Annotated in this window: 13 protein-coding genes and 1 pseudogene; 9 read left to right on the top strand and 5 right to left on the bottom strand. The window is 71.2% G+C overall.

The window, feature by feature from the left end:
* Positions 1–5: 5 nt before the first annotated feature.
* Entirely contained in the window at positions 6–338 is a 333-nt protein-coding gene (locus ACPPVO_RS23750) for a hypothetical protein (protein ID WP_426513359.1), read from the bottom strand.
* Between the two features lie 164 nt (positions 339–502).
* Here ACPPVO_RS23750 and ACPPVO_RS23755 point away from each other — a divergent pair, with 164 nt between their 5' ends.
* Positions 503–751, top strand: coding sequence for a hypothetical protein (locus ACPPVO_RS23755; protein WP_426513360.1), 249 nt, complete (start codon positions 503–505; stop codon positions 749–751).
* A 337-nt stretch (positions 752–1,088) separates the two neighbouring features.
* Complete coding sequence (locus tag ACPPVO_RS23760; RefSeq protein WP_426513361.1) at positions 1,089–1,274, top strand: hypothetical protein; 186 nt, start codon at positions 1,089–1,091, stop codon at positions 1,272–1,274.
* Between the two features lie 314 nt (positions 1,275–1,588).
* Here the strand turns inward: ACPPVO_RS23760 and ACPPVO_RS23765 are convergent, their stop codons facing one another.
* A complete protein-coding gene (locus tag ACPPVO_RS23765) occupies positions 1,589–2,557 on the bottom strand; it encodes a LuxR C-terminal-related transcriptional regulator (RefSeq protein ID WP_426513362.1) in 969 nt (322 codons plus the stop codon).
* 150 nt (positions 2,558–2,707) lie between these two features.
* Between ACPPVO_RS23765 and ACPPVO_RS23770 the strand changes: the two genes are divergently transcribed.
* The gene (locus tag ACPPVO_RS23770; RefSeq protein WP_426513363.1) at positions 2,708–5,194 is read left to right on the top strand and encodes an Hsp70 family protein; all 2,487 of its coding nucleotides are present in this window, start codon (positions 2,708–2,710) and stop codon (positions 5,192–5,194) included.
* Positions 5,195–5,599: 405 nt separating this feature from the next.
* A complete protein-coding gene (locus ACPPVO_RS23775; protein WP_426513364.1) occupies positions 5,600–5,833 on the top strand; it encodes a hypothetical protein in 234 nt (77 codons plus the stop codon).
* Positions 5,834–6,513: 680 nt separating this feature from the next.
* Here ACPPVO_RS23775 and ACPPVO_RS23780 read toward each other — a convergent pair.
* Positions 6,514–7,113: a TetR/AcrR family transcriptional regulator gene (locus ACPPVO_RS23780; RefSeq protein ID WP_426513365.1), complete on the bottom strand. Its 600-nt coding sequence runs from the start codon at positions 7,111–7,113 to the stop codon at positions 6,514–6,516.
* Between the two features lie 81 nt (positions 7,114–7,194).
* Here ACPPVO_RS23780 and ACPPVO_RS23785 point away from each other — a divergent pair, with 81 nt between their 5' ends.
* From ACPPVO_RS23785 to ACPPVO_RS23795, 3 genes and pseudogenes are all read left to right on the top strand, one after another.
* Complete coding sequence (locus ACPPVO_RS23785) at positions 7,195–7,497, top strand: putative quinol monooxygenase (RefSeq protein ID WP_426513366.1); 303 nt, start codon at positions 7,195–7,197, stop codon at positions 7,495–7,497.
* A 2-nt stretch (positions 7,498–7,499) separates the two neighbouring features.
* Positions 7,500–8,318 carry an alpha/beta fold hydrolase gene (locus ACPPVO_RS23790; RefSeq protein ID WP_426513367.1) on the top strand — a complete coding sequence of 273 codons (819 nt, stop codon included), beginning with the start codon at positions 7,500–7,502 and terminating at the stop codon, positions 8,316–8,318.
* Positions 8,319–8,613: 295 nt separating this feature from the next.
* A pseudogene (locus tag ACPPVO_RS23795) lies at positions 8,614–9,336 on the top strand (RICIN domain-containing protein); the annotation flags it as partial.
* A gap of 196 nt (positions 9,337–9,532) precedes the next feature.
* Here ACPPVO_RS23795 and ACPPVO_RS23800 read toward each other — a convergent pair.
* Both ACPPVO_RS23800 and ACPPVO_RS23805 read right to left on the bottom strand, forming a co-directional pair.
* Positions 9,533–9,814: a helix-turn-helix domain-containing protein gene (locus ACPPVO_RS23800; RefSeq protein ID WP_426514680.1), complete on the bottom strand. Its 282-nt coding sequence runs from the start codon at positions 9,812–9,814 to the stop codon at positions 9,533–9,535.
* A 137-nt stretch (positions 9,815–9,951) separates the two neighbouring features.
* A complete protein-coding gene (locus tag ACPPVO_RS23805; protein ID WP_426513368.1) occupies positions 9,952–10,482 on the bottom strand; it encodes an integrase core domain-containing protein in 531 nt (176 codons plus the stop codon).
* A gap of 89 nt (positions 10,483–10,571) precedes the next feature.
* Between ACPPVO_RS23805 and ACPPVO_RS23810 the strand changes: the two genes are divergently transcribed.
* Both ACPPVO_RS23810 and ACPPVO_RS23815 read left to right on the top strand, forming a co-directional pair.
* On the top strand, positions 10,572–10,757 hold the full coding sequence (locus tag ACPPVO_RS23810) for a ferredoxin (protein ID WP_426513369.1): 186 nt from the start codon (positions 10,572–10,574) through the stop codon (positions 10,755–10,757).
* A gap of 261 nt (positions 10,758–11,018) precedes the next feature.
* Complete coding sequence (locus tag ACPPVO_RS23815; protein ID WP_426513370.1) at positions 11,019–14,087, top strand: DUF4132 domain-containing protein; 3,069 nt, start codon at positions 11,019–11,021, stop codon at positions 14,085–14,087.
* The last annotated feature ends 213 nt before the right edge of the window (positions 14,088–14,300 follow it).

Consider the following 14,300-nt stretch of genomic DNA (forward strand, 5'->3'; position numbering starts at 1 on the left):
GCTCGTCAACGCCGCAGGGGCTCAGGAGCGCCGGCCGCCGCGACGGCGCCCATGCCTGCCCCACGCTCGCCGAAGCCATCCTCGACCGCATCACCAGGGATGGAATCCCGCAGGCGTTCACGGTGAACATGGTACTGCTGGACTGCCGTGAGATCCGCATGCACCATGCCCTGCCGTACAGGCCCGTGCGTACCGAGCGCCTTGCCGCCCTCGCCGCGCGCCACGCCCGCGTTCAAGGGCTGCTGCGGCACGCTCGCCGATCCCGGCACGGGGGGCACGCACCGGCCTGTCGTGGTCCGGACGGTGCGCCACCGGGCCGCGCTGACCGACTTGCTCATTCGGCGAAGTGCTCGCTCCATTCGTCGCGACCGATGCTTGCCTGCATCGACGACCGGAAGGAGTTGCATGTAGACCTACCTCGCCGGCACGAACGGAACGGCGGGCACCGACGACCTGTTCGAGGCTCTGACGCGGGAACTGGACGAATTCGACTACGTCGCCGGTGACACCGTCGACGGCATCACCACCTACGCCCATCCTCGCCAGCATCGACCATACGCGCCACGAGGCGCGACTCGCGTACCGCAACGACGACGGCGACCCCACCTGGATGATCCGCTGCACCGCCGACACGCCCACCGCGGTCCAGCAGATCTTGCTCTACACGGTCCTGAGTGCCCACCTCGGCGACGCGACAGCGATCCTGCCGAGGATTGCCGACCTGCTCCACCTGCCACAGAACCCGACGTAGCCACTACGCGGCAGGCCAGCACGGCCAGCGCGGGGCGCCCGACCCGACACCCGGATCGAGCGTCCCGCCATCGTCGCTACGCCGCGTGACGCGATCATGACATGCACCGCGCAGGGCCCTCCGCGGCGAACGTGCTGAGCCCTGCCGCGAGACCGCCGGCTGAGCCCGTTACCACGACGGCCCAGCGGCCACCGCCGACAGTACCGGCAACGGTGCCACGTCGTCGCGAGGGGATCGTGAGCACAGGTTGCCTCGGCGTCCGCGTACGCGTGGGCGGCTCACGCCGCGGAGGTACGTTCCGTGCCCGGCACCAAACCAGCGCGACCTTTTTCGACCAGTGGCCGACCAATCATCGTGGGGCGTCGGTCGCGGCGTCGGCGGCGCGGACCTCCGGCACGGCTCGGGCCTCATCGGCCTGACCGACCGGGTGGAGGCCCTGGGCGGCACGCTGACGCTGGACAGTCCGCCCGGCTGCGGCACTCACCTGGAGGTGTGCCTCCCCCTCGACGAGGCCATCTTGTGACGGGTACAGCCGCCGCCAACCGCCACCACGCCCGACCGGACACCGCGGCCGCACTGGTCGTCGTTCCTCCTTGCTCAGCCGCCGGCAGTTGGTAGCCGCGGTTGTTGAGCACGATGCGGTAGAGCCCCTTGCCGGGCGTGACATACAGGACGTTCGCCTCGTGGCCGGTGCCGAACACCGCTCTCGTGGGAAGCAGGTTGCCGGTCGGGATGCGGGCCAACTCGTGCCCCTGCGGGTCGTACACACGGATGCCCGGCCCCTGCGTGTCGCGCACCGCGACGTACACGTTGCTATCGACCTCAGCGGAGAGGCCGTCAGCACCGAAATGCGGAAGGTAGTTGACCGGCGCCCGACGACGCGACGCAGACGTCGACGACACTGGCCTTCGTGTGCTTGGCCACGTACGCCAACGCCTCACAGACGAGGTAGTACACACTGACCTCGACCGAGTGCGGGAGCCTCCCGCCGACCTTCAGATCGAGCTGCACCGGTATTGGTGAGCGGCGAGCCAACGCCTGGATCGCCGGCCGCAGACCCCTGCCGGCAATGGTCGCCGGATAGACACCCCGGTGAATCTCCCGGAGACTCTCCGTCGCCTCAACCAGCCCATGAGCGATCTTGGCAAGATCGTCGGCGAGCTCGGCACGCTCGGGCGCAACCGAAGCACGTGCCAGGCCCAGCGACAGACCCAGCCCGGCCAGCCGCTGCTGCACCCCATCCTGCAGGTCACGCTCGATACGGCACTTGACCTCGTCGAGAGCGGCGAACATCCGCGCCTTCGCCGCGAAGCGCTCGAGCGTCCGGGCCAACTGCACCCGCGACCGGACCCCGAGTTTGACAAAGACCCGGCGAAGGCACGACTGCACGGTCGACGCCGACAGCCCTAGCCGCTGCGCCACCACACGATTGGTCAACCCCTCAGCCACAAGCTCGGCCACCGCACGCTCCACCGCGGTCAGGCTCACCAGCCCCGACGGCGGCATCGCCTCGCCCACGACCGGGCCAGCCGACACCGGCCGCAGCCAGACCAGCACACCGGCCACCCGGTCGCGGTCCCCGACCGGCTTCCACCGAATACCGAGCGACGAACCGTCGACCAAGCGCAGCCCCCGGGCAGCCGGCGCCCCGCCAGTGAGCACCGGGGCGATCAGATCCCACAGGCGCTCTCGGTCCGCGCGGTGCAACAACCTCGCCGCCGCCGGATTTCCCAGCGTCGTGGTCGGGCTGAGCAGGACCAGCGGACCCCGGGCTCTGCGCTGGGCCGTCGCGAACTCCTCCCGCAACGCGTGTTCGGTCGCCGAACAGTGAGACCCGGATGAGTAGGACGTGACGGTCGCTCTCCGCCTGCTGCGGATCCGTGAACCAGCCCCGGCGGATGCCCCGACGGCGACGCCGGTCCCGACGACGTGAGGCAGACGGCTATCGTCTGCGGAATGCACGATGGGCGATGGCTCGGCATCGACTTCGGGACGTCCAGCACGGTCGCGATGGTGGCCCGGGCGGGCGGGCGGGTCGGTCCGGTCCTGTTCGGGGAGACGCCGGTCCTTCCGTCGGCGGTCTGTGTCGATGCCGGCGGGCAGTTGTTGACCGGGCGGGACGCGCTCTACCTGGGCCGGTCCCGGCCCGAGTGGCTGGAGCCCAACCCTAAGCGGCACATCGACGAAGGCGTGGTGCTGCTGGGCGACCGCGAGGTCGCCGTCACCGAGCTGGTCGCCGCCGTCCTGCGCCGGGCCGCTGGGGAGGCCGCCCGGGTCACCGGCGGTGCCGGGCCGGTCGTGCTGACCTTCCCGGCGGGGTGGGGGCCGCGGCGGCGCGCGGTGCTGCTCGAGGCGGCCGAGCGGGCCGGGCTCGGTGCCGTCACGCTCGTCGCCGAGCCGGTCGCGGCGGCGTCGTACTTCGTGCACGAGCTCGGCAACGACATCCCCGCCGGCCGGTGCGTCCTGGTCTACGACCTCGGGGCGGGCACGTTCGACGCCTCCGTGGTGCGCCGCACCGGCGACGGCTTCACGGTGCTCGCCGAGGAGGGCCTCACCGACGCCGGCGGCCTGGACATCGACGCGGCGATCGTGAGCTACCTCGGCGCGGTGTACTCGTCACGGGCGCCCGAGGCGTGGGCGCGGCTGAGCCGGCCGGGCGGGCCGGTCGAGCTGCGAGCCAACCGCCAGCTCTGGCAGGACGTCCGCGACGCGAAGGAGATGCTGTCCCGGTCGGCGACGACGAGCATCCACCTGCCGCTGCTGGAGACCGACGTGCCGCTGGGCCGCGAGCAGCTCGAGGAGCTGGCCCGGCCGGTGCTCGACCGGACGGTCGCGGCCACCCGGACCGCCCTGCGGGTGTCCGGCATCGCCCCGGACGAGCTCGCGAGCGTGTTCCTGGTCGGCGGGTCGAGCCGGATCCCGCTCGCTGCGACGCTGCTGCACCGCGCACTGGGCATCGCACCGACCGCTTTCGAGCAGCCCGAGCTGGCGGTGGCCGGCGGCAGCCTGCACGCCCCGGTCGTCGCCGCACCAGCCACCTTCCCCGTCACCGGCCCGGCCACTGCCCCCGTCACCGGTCCGGTCACCGTGGTCCCGCCGGTGCCCGCATCTTCGCCCGTGTCGGCAAGCCCCGCCGTGCCGGTGTCGCCGGGGCCCGTCTCGCCGGTGGCCGCGCCCGTCTCCCCGGGAACCGGGCAGTTCGGCGCCGACCGGACCCCGCCGTCGGCCTTCCCGACGGTCCCGCCCGCGGCCCACTACGCCCAGCCCCCGGCGGGCCCGGTAGCAGGGCCGCCACCGCGCCCGGCGGCCCGTGGACGGCGGGCCGCTATCGCGATCGTCGTGGCGGTGCTCGGGGCGGCGGGAACCGTCGCGATCCTGGCGCGGGGCATCGGCAACAGCAAAGGCGCCAGCGTCCCGTGCAGCAACCCGGCGATCGCCTTCATCGGCCCCCTGACCGGCAGCCAATCCGAGCAGGGCACGGCCGCGAAGGAGGCTGTGCGGGTGGCGGTCGAGGAGTACGGCACGGCCCATCCCGGCTGCCGCGTCGAGCTGATGCCCGTCGACACACAGAGCGCGGCCGGGTCCGCCGCTGTCAACCTCGCCGCCGGCGAGCTCGACGCCCACGTGCTCGGCGTCGTCGGCCCGATCTTCACCGAGGACGTCCTCGCCGCGGGGCCGAAGCTGGAGGAGGCCCAGGTGCCGTTCATCACCCCGAGCGCGAGCCGCACCGAGCTGTCCGGGCGCAACTGGCAGATGTTCCACCGCTCGATCGCGACGAACAGGGGCGTGGCCGCCGCCGCCGTCAAGTACCTCGGCGAGCAGCAGCACAAACAGTCGATCTACGTCGTGACCGACCAGGGGGCCGCCGGAAAGGACCTGCGCGCCGGCGCCCTCGCCGCGGCCGGGGCGTACCTCGCCGGCAGCTTCGAGTTCCCCACGGGCTACAACTTCGCTACGCTCGCCACTACCATCGCCGGCAGCAAGGCCGAGGCGGTGTTCTTCAGCGGGCAACTCGCCGACGGGGTCGCGTTCGTCAACTCGGTGCGCAAGGCGGGCTTCGCCGGCCCGATCGTCGCCAACGGAGACCTGTTCGACCGGACCTTCGCCAGCGGCGTGGCCGCCACCAAGGGCGACATCTTCCTGGCATGCACCTGCCTACCCGCGCCCGACGGCAACTTCCGCGACAAGATGCAGCTTTCGCCCGGCATCGGCCCCGAGTGGTACATCGCCAGCTCCTACGACAGCGCGAACTTCCTGCTCGACGCGATCGGCAAGGGCGCCACCACTCGCCGGCAGGTCGCCGACTACCTCGCCGCGAAGACCTACCACGGCATCCTCGGCGAGTACCGGTTCACCAGCACGGGCGAGCTGTCCGGCGCATCCGTCGCCGTCTTCAGCGTCGGCGCGGGCAGCTTCGCGTACAAAATGAACATCCCAGTCTGACGGAGGTCCCCCGGCGGCGCCGGACGGAGCAGGCCCGGCGCTGCCGCCCTGTGCTTGCCGAAATCTCATCCGGGCAGTTGAAGCGGCATGTTCGTGCTCGTGGAGGATGCCGCCGAGTCGATCGTGTCGTCGGACGTGGAGCCTGGTTATCTGGTTCGGATCGGTGATCGGTGGGGGTAGTCCGCCCAGGTACTGGAGGACCGCTGGGGGTGCCGGATCGGTCCCGGCCTCGTTGAGGATCGCCCAGACCGTGGACGCGGCGGCCTTGACTCCCGGTACGAGCAGTTCGCCGTGCAGACGTCGGTAGCTGCAGCTGGGGTTGTCCCGCGCCGGGCGGAGTACCAGGACACGGATGGACCGTAGCGTGCGTGGCCGGCCGGGGCGCCTGGGTCGGGAGGCGGCTGCATGGCGACGGGTGATGAGGTCGCGGTGCCAGCGCAGGACGGTGTCGGGGCGGACGAGGAGCCGCAGTCGATGGAGCACGTCGATGGGCAGTTGGTGCAGCGGTGCTGCCAGGAACGCCCGATCGCTCGGGTCGAACGGCGCCCGCTCGTTGCCCAACTGGCGTTGCAGCACCATGAGCTGGTGGCGCAGGGCGAGGATCTCAGCGTCCTTGTCCCGGTCGCTCATCGCCAGTAAGCGCAGGATCGCGAGTGCGTTCGTCACGCCGAGGTACGCCAGTTGTAGCAACACGGCGGACCATTATCTCGCAATGGGCGTGCCATGCATGAGGACGGGCACACTCGGACGGGCCAAGACCCCTGGTGGGCCGACATCGGTCCTGACCAGCGTGGATGACGTTTTCGGCAAGCACAGGGTCGGTGCGGATGGTCCGTAGCTCGCGCAGGCTCCAGGCGGCGGGGTGTTCGACCGGGGTGGTGGGGGTGTCGGGACCGGTGAGGTAGCCGTCGCGGAGGCGGCTGAGGACGGCGATGAGGTGGGCGGCGCCGACGGGGTGGGCGTAGCGGTCGTTGGGGGCACGGACGGCGGCGGTGACGGGTACGGCGACGCCGACGACCCAGCGGTAGGGGTTGGGTGTGCAGTCCGAGGCTGCCGGACGGCGAGGTGGGTGCGGCCGGGGCCTGGGGCGGGAGGTTGGTCGGTTGGGGCCGACGTGACCCGGCGGGGATCGTGGGTCAGCACGGCGAGCGCGTCGCCGGCCGACGGGCTCGTCATCCCGTGCACGACCTCCTTGGCCATCCGCGCTCCGACACGGATCGAAGCGCTGACGGAGCAGCCGAAATACCTGCGCAGCCTTGGGAAAGTCGACCTCGTCGGCACCGGCGAGCCAGATCGACCGGCGGATGTGATGCAGGGCTCTACCGCGCCGGGGCGGGCCAGGCGAGCAACGCGTGGTCGGCGATGCGGTGCAGGTCGGCCGTGGTGGCGCCGTCGCGGGCCTGGGCCGACATGCCCTGCAGGACGGCGCCGTAGAAGGTCGCCAGGGCGCCGGGGTCGGTCCCGGCTGGGAGTTCCCCGGCTTGCGCGGCGCTGGCGATCTTGGCCTCGAGTGCGCGGGCGCCGGCCGCTCGCTGTTCGCGGAGGTGGGCCGCGATATCGGCGGACTGGGGCGAACAGTTGGTGGCGGCGGTGATGAGCAGGCAGCCGCGTGGTCGGTCCAGCCTGGTGTAGGCGGCCGCGGCGTCGCGCAGCAGCCGTTCGACGGCGGCGCGGGCGTCGGGCTTGTCGGTCAGCGCGCGCTGGGTGAAGGCCGCGTACGTGTGCATGTACCGCGCGAGGGCCTCCAGGAACAGGGATCGCTTGTCGCCGAACGCGGCGTAGAGGCTCGGCGCCCCAATGCCGACCGCAGCGGTGAGCATAGCGATCGACGTGGCGTCGTAGCCGTGCTCCCAGAACACGGCCATCGCCCGCTCCAGCGCCTCGTCGCGGTCGAACGACCGGGGCCGCCCCATTGCCATGCCGCCATTCTACAGCGATCACTACAGAAGTGTGGTACGTTCCGTTCTCGAACGATCACTACAGAAGTGCGGGGAGCTGACATGGTCAACGTAGGACTGCTGGTGCACATCGAGGCCAAGCCGGACAGGGCGGCCGAGTTCGAGGCCCGGTTGCAGTCGGTGGTGGAGATCGTCCGGGCGGAGGGCAAGGCGGTCGTGTGGTTCGGGCTCCGGCTCGCACCGACGACGTTCGCCATCTTTGACGCGTTCGCCAACGACGAGGACCGCCAAGCTCACCTCGACGCCAACCTGGAGGCGCTGCTCAGGGCGGGGGAGGAGCTGTTCGTCGGGCCGCCCACGGTCCAACGCATCGACGTCGTCGCCAGCCTGCTCCCGGGTGAGTGACCATGCCGACGACGCGCATCGACGACGCCGACATCGAGGTCGACGTGAGCGGTGACGGGGAGCCGATCCTGCTCATCCACGGCTCGAACCTCGCCGATGGGCTCCGGCCCCTCGCAACCGCAATGCACCGGCACGTGCGCGGGCTGACGCTCGTGCGCTACCACCGGCGGGGGATGGGCGCCAGCACCGGCCGCGACGGCAAGCCCTGGCGGGGCGAGCCGGTCAGTATCGAGCAGCACGCGGCCGACGTCCTGGGCCTGCTCGACGCCCTCGGCCTGCCGTCCGCCCACATCCTGGGCTACTCCTACGGCGGGACGGTCGCGATCGAGGCGGCGCTCGCGGCGCCGGACCGCGTCCGCAGCCTGATCCTCGTGGAGCCGACGCTGCGGGAGGTCCCCAGCTCGAACCGGTACCTCGGGCAGATGGCGCCTGTGATGGACCGCTACCGCGCCGGCGACGTGGCCGGCGCGGTCACTGCGACTTTCACCGGGCTAGACGCCGAGCACTGGCGGGAACTCCTCGCGACCATCGGCCCGGACGCGTTCGAACAGGCCCTGCGCGACGGCGAGTTCTTCTACCGCGCCGAGCGGCCGTCGCTGGAGGACTGGACGTTCAGCGCGCAGCGCGCCGCTGCGGTGCGGGCGCCCGTCCTGTCGATCCTGGGGACCCGCAGCGGGGCGTTCTTCGACGACGGCCGCGAGCTCATCCACCAGCGGTTCCCGCAGTGCGCCGATGCCGACATCTCTGACGTCAACCACCTGCTCTACCTCCAGGCGCCCAAGACGATCGCCCTCGAGGTGGCCCGCTTCCTGCGGGCGTGACACAGCTGGGGGGGTGTGGGATGCCCCGGCGGCGGCATCCCACACCCCAGCCCGGCCGCTACGTCGCCCGGGTTGCGGCCCTTCGGGTGTGCGGCGGTATTGGGCGTGGCCGGACTGGCGCGGCTATCCGACCGTCACCGTCACCCAGGGCACCGACCCGCAGCACCAGACCGTCACCAAGACCATCTACCACCGGAGCATGTCCGGCGACGCGAAGAAGAACACCGACGGCACCCAGGTCCTCTATGGGCAACGGCCAGAGTTCACCATCGAGCCGCTCGAAGCCGGCTCGCAGATGGCGGTCGGGCTGGCCGGCGGCGGCACGAACACCGCAGGCGGGCAGTCCCTCGCCGCGAACGGCAGCGGCGCCGCGGACCCGACTCCGCTGACAGTCGCGCCGTGTTTCGGCAGCGCCTCGCAGCAGTGGCTTCGGTTCTCGCCGTCCCCCGGCGTGCAGTATCTGCAGAACACCGCGACCGGCAAGTGCCTCGACATCGAGGCCTACGGCACCGCCAACGGCGCCAGCATCCGGCTCTGGTCCTGCACCCAGGCCACGAACCAGCGGTGGATGCGCCAACCCGACGGCACCCTGCGCAACCCGGCCTCCGGGCGCTGCCTCGACATCGACAGCTACAACATCAGCGGCCTTGGTGGCGCGGTCCCGCACTTGTGGGACTGCACCGGCACCTGGAGCCAGGTCTGGATGCCGACCAACCGCGGCGAGCTCATGCTGTCCCAGAACGCCCGCTGCGCCGGCGCGACCGCCGCGGCTGACGGCTCGTCCGTGGTCAACCAGACCTGCGGGCTGCTGGATCACAACGCGAACCAGACCTGGATGCTGCAACCGAACGGCACCGTCGCCAGCTGGGGCTACGCCGGCAAATGCCTCGACGCCAACGGCACCACCGACGGCAGCCCGGTCCGGGTCTGGACCTGCGGCACCGCCGCCTCGCAGCAATGGCAACCCCAGGCCAACGGCACGCTGAAGAACCCGGCGTCCGGCCGCTGCCTCGACGCCCCGCCTCGGCCGCGCGGGCGTCCTCGTCCCAGTCGTGATAGTTCTGCTGGTACTCCGCCCCGAGTACGAACACGTGCTCGTGGGCGAGGGTCCTGCCCAGCTCGGCGCTGTCGATGGCGCCGGTCGCGGTGTGAATCGCAGCCACTTGCCCTTCATCTCATCCAGTCGGAACATGAATGCGAGGTGCAAAATCCTGTCACGCCCGGTCGGCGTCCCGCAAAGGACAGGCAGGCGCTGAGGGCCGCGGTGGGTCGGCGTCGCGCCGGATGCGCCGTGGAACCTTACAAATTGAGCGAGGCCAACTCCCCACGGCTGCCGAGTTCGGCTTTGGGTACGCCTTGTTCAGGTGGTACGCGATCGTCTTGGAGCTCAGGAACAGCTGCGCGGCGATGTCCTTGTTGGACAGTCCGCGTCCGGCGAGCCGGGCGATCTGGAGATCCTGCGGCGTGAGCGTGGTGCCGGTGCGCTCGGTGGCCACCGGCGCGGGCAGTCCGGTCGCCTCCAGTTCGGTATGGGTGCGGGCCGCCCAAGGTCGCGCTCCGAGTTGCGCGAACGCCTCCAGCGCGTGCGCCAGCTGGGTACGCGCATCCTGTACCGTCCGGAAACCCGGTTTGGCTACGCTGCCTGCGAATACTCGTTTATCAGTCCATTGAGGACTTTCCGGCAGCGGACCCGGACCGTGGTGAGGTCGGTGACCGGTGTCGGCAATGTCTCGAGGGCTGGCGGGCGCTGGTCGCGTCCCTGATGTAGTCGGTGTTCGTTGTAGTGCGCGACGTATTCCGTCAGGGTGGTGAGCAGGTGCCGCGGGTTGTAGATCAGGATCCGGTCCAGGCACTCGCGGCGCACCGTACGCACCCATCGTTCGGCGTAGGCGTTCGCCCGCGGCGCCCGGGGTGGCGTCCGCACGATCTTGATGCCCTCGGCGGTGAACACCTGGTCGAACACGGCGGTGTACTTGGTGTCCCGGTCGCGGATCAAGCATCGGAACTGCTCGGCCCGTTCTCCGAGTTCCATTATCAGGTTGCGGGCCTGCTGGGCGACCCGCACACCGGTCGGGTTCGTCGTGGCGCCAAGGACGTGGACCCGCCTCGTATCGACCTCCATCAGGAACAATACGTAGATCCGGGTCAACCCGATCGTGTCCACGTGTAGGAAGTCGCAGGCCAGGATGCCCTTGGCCTGGGTGGTGAGGAACTGCGTCCAGGTCGGGCCGGCCCGGCGGGGCTAGGGTCGAGGTGAACGCGGACAAGTGCATCGGGTCCGGGGTCTGCGCGCTGGTCGCCGCCGCGGTGTTCGACCAGCGCGACGACGACGGCGTGGTCGTCCTGCTCGCCGAGCACCCGGCCGAGGAGCACGAGGAGGCGGTGCACGAGGTCGCGACCCGCTGCCCGGCGTCCGTCATCGAGATCCACCGGACCTAATTGCTCCGACGGGTGATGCCGAGGCACCCGTGCCCGCATGGCGCAGTTCCGCCTCAAATAGGTTCGCCGCCTGCAGCTGCGCATCTTGGGCCGAGTTGGCGTGACGAGCATCCGCTATGCCGGCACAGCACCATGCTGCCATCGCCCTTCGGGCAGGCGGCAGCCATCACCTGGACGGTAGCGGGAGAACCCATCCTCGATTTCTTGTCGTACCGGTCGGCTAGCCTTCCCAGCGTTGAAGATCGACCTGGGGAGAAGCCGATGCGTAAGTTCGTGCTGCCGGACGAGGCTTCCTGGACGCTGCCCGAGGCGTGGCGTGACGGCCTGCGTCCCCGCCGGAGCGGGCTGACCGTGCCCGGCCAGGAGGTTTCCGCCGACGCCGTCGACGAGTTGCGCACCTGGCTGACGGACCCGGACGTCGTGAAGACCATGCAAAGGGTCCGGGAGCGGACGGTGATCTTCGACCCGGAGCTGCTCGCGGCCGGGGAGGGTCACCTGGACAGCTGGCGGGCGCCCGGTGGTCCCGGCGACGAGCCGGACCCCCGGGCGGCCGCCGTGGCCGCCCTGCTGGTCGGCGCCCGCATCCACGAGATGGGCCGGCGGCTGGTGCATGCGTGGGTGCACCAGTTCGGGCTCGAGTTCGCGGTCCGGGCCACCGGGGAGATGAGCCGGCTGGTCGCCGACGGCGCGCTGTGGGTGATCGACCCGGCCCCGGAGAAGAACTACGAGCGGCTGTGGCGCGGCGACGACCTGCAGGACCTGACGCGGGTGGCGCGCGCGCTGCGGGCCCTGCTGACGGCCGCCCCTGACGACGAGTACGAACGGGCCTGCGAGATCCTGGCCGGGTACCGTACGTCGCCGGTCGGGCGGATCCTGACGTCATACCTGGTGCCGACGCAGATCGCCTGGGTCGACGAGGACTGCGCGGCGACCGCGGCCGGCTGGCCGGGCGCACCGGACCGCGGGGAGGACTTCAGCTGGGGCGATCACCGGAACCTGAGCGGGATCCTGGTCGCCGCGGCCAGCACGATCGAGCATCTGAACCAGCTTCGCGGCAACATTAACGACAGCCTCCTCGGGTACAAGGACCGCGGTGTGGTGGGCACCATCCTCGACGGCATCGGGCCGGATGCGGCCATCGCCGTCCTGGGCGACCCCTTCTACCGCGGCGTGTTCAGGCTCCACGACGACCGGTGGAGCCACCGGGAGCGGCTCAACGCGGACGCCGTCCAACTGCTCGCCGAGGTCCCCACCGACGACGCGTTCCGGCTGATGCTGCGGGAGACCCTCGAGGGGTCGCGGCGGCGCCCCGGCCTGGTGCTGAAGACGAAGGCGCTGACCCGCTTCCCGGTGCGGACGCTGCGCGTCCTCACCGAGCTGGAGGCGGAGCGGGAGGGCCCGCTGTATACCGCCGTGCTGGGCCTGCACGTGCTGGCCGATCCGCGGCTGCTGCCGGCCGTCGCGGACCGACTGCCGGCCCCGGCGCGGGCACGGGCCGAGCAGATCGTGGCCGGCGGCGGCGCGGGGATCGGCGCGGCCTGGGCGACGGTACTGGACGCCTACGACAAGAGCTGGAAAAAGGACGAGCTCGACAGCTCTGACGAGGTGAAACGGGCGATCACCGCGCTGGCCTCGATCCCGACCGAGGAGGCGCTGGGGCTGGTCGTGGACCGCGTCGAGCGCAAGTACTTCCGGCCGGCGCTGCTGACCGCGGCCAAGCGCGACCCGCGGCTGGCGCTGCGGGTGCTGGCCGCCAGGGCCACCGACGAAGCCGTCGCCGAGCTGCTGCGCAATCACGTGCTCGCCTATCCGCAGGCGGTCGCCGACACCCTGCCGTCACTCGACGGCGACCCGCGGGCGCGGGTGGAGGCGATCATCGGCCCGGTGGAGCAGTCACCCGCGGCGGACCACTCGGCTGCGACGCCGCCGGTTCTGGCCGGGCCGCCGCGGCGTGCCGACGGCAAGCCGATGCGGGTTCCCGACCTGCCGGAGTGGCTGGTCCTGCCGACCCTGCCCGCGGTGCGCACGACCGGTGGCGACTCGCTGGCCTCCGACGCGGTACGCAACCTGTGCGCGCTGCTCGCCGTGTCGAAGATCGCCGAGCCGCATCCGGAGATCAGTGAGGTACGCACGGCCTGCGAGCCGGGCAGCCTCGCCGCCTTCGCATGGGCCGTCTTCGAGCAGTGGCAGGCCGCGCAGTACCCAGCGAAGAGCAACCTGGCGATGGTGGCGCTCGCCGTGCTCGGCGACGACAGCACCGTGCCGCCGCTGGTCGCGCTCTTCCCGGCCTGGGCGACCTCGAGCATGCGGGTCCGTACCGGCATGGACGTGCTCGCCGCGATCGGCACCGACCTCGGGCTCACCCAGCTCGGCCGGCTGGCCCGCAAGGCCAAGACCGCCGGGTTCCGGCGGTTCGCCGAGGAACGCCTCAACGACGTGGCCGCGGCCCGCCGCGTGCGGCCCGAAGAACTCGCCGACCGCATCGTGCCCGACCTCGGCCTCGACGCCGACGGGCGCGTGGTGCTCGACTACGGTCCGCGCCGGTTCACCGTCGGCTTCGACGAGCAGTTTCAGCCGGCCATCACCGACCAGAAGGGCGCCCGCCTCGCCCGGCTGCCCCGCCCGGCCGCCGCGGACGACGCCGAGCTCGCGCCGGCCGCCCAGCGCCGATTCACCGAGCTGAAGAAGGACGTCAAGACCATCGCCGGGGAACGCACCCGGGCCCTCGAAGAGGCGATGGGCTCGGGCCGGCGCTGGACCGGCGCGAACTTCCAGCGATTCTTCGTCGAGCACCCGCTGCACTGGCAGGTGACGCGTCGGCTGCTGTGGGCCGCCTTCGACGAGCAGGGCCGGGCGGTAACCGCCTTCCGCGCGGCCGAGGACCGCACCTTCGCCGACCTCGACGACAAGACCTGGACGCTCGACCCAGCCGCGACGATCGGCGTGGCGCACCCGTGGCACTTCGCCGCCGACCGGGCGGCCTGGGCGGAGATCTTCGCCGACTACGTGATCATCCAGCCGTTCCCGCAAGTCGGCCGGGAGCTGTTCGAGATCACCGATCTGGACCTGGACGCCGCCGTCGGCCGCGAGGTCGAGGGCCGCAAGCTGTACGCGCTGACCGCCCGCGGCTGGCGCTTCGGCGACGGCCACAGCTCACTGCTGCGCGACTGGCCCGGTGACGTCACGATCGAGCTCGGGTTCGGGCCGGGCTACCACTGGCAGGAGCCGGACGCCCCCCAGCACCTGAATCACATTCGCGGCGACATCACCGCCCTGGACCCGGCCGGCGTCTCGGAGGTGATCCGCGACGTGCGATGGCTCGCCGAGTAGTGATCGCCATCAGCTGATCGGGGGAGCCGGTGTCGCCCCGACCGTCCCGGCACCCGACGAGGTTTCAGCGCCAGTTTCCCTTCCGATGTTCCTCAACGGGCCCCACTCGGCATTCTCTCGCCCCCTGGAGCACCTGGCGGCCCCTCGGTGGCTCATTGCATGAGAAGAACCGATGAATGGCTCACCTCCGTGAGAACGGCTCAACCTCAATGA

Source organism: Dactylosporangium sp. McL0621, assembly GCF_049995355.1.
Classification (GTDB): domain Bacteria; phylum Actinomycetota; class Actinomycetes; order Mycobacteriales; family Micromonosporaceae; genus Dactylosporangium.